Annotated in this window: 1 pseudogene; it reads right to left on the bottom strand. The window is 62.6% G+C overall.

The features are described from left to right. Window positions 1-72, bottom strand: a pseudogene (locus FNJ47_RS52365) (acyl-CoA dehydrogenase family protein); the annotation flags it as partial. Window positions 73-246: the final 174 nt, after the last annotated feature.

Here is a 246-nt window from a genome sequence, read left to right as displayed (position 1 = left end):
CGCTTTCGCGATGATGTTGCGCTGGATCTCGTTCGATCCGCCGTAGATTGAGAGCTTGCGCGAGTTCAGATATTTCTCCGACGCCGTGTGGCCGTAGTCCGGGCCCGGCATGAAGTGGTTGGCGCTGGAGGCGACGGAGTTGCGCGTCGTCGCCCAGATGGCGCGCGGCATCGACCCCGGACCTGCGGCATCGCTGTTCAAGATCCGCGGCACCGAGATCTTCCAGAACATTACCGAGCTGACGCA

Source organism: Bradyrhizobium uaiense (assembly GCF_010811875.1).
In the GTDB taxonomy this organism is placed as follows: domain Bacteria; phylum Pseudomonadota; class Alphaproteobacteria; order Rhizobiales; family Xanthobacteraceae; genus Bradyrhizobium; species Bradyrhizobium uaiense.
This window is presented reverse-complemented; position numbering and strand designations above follow the sequence as displayed.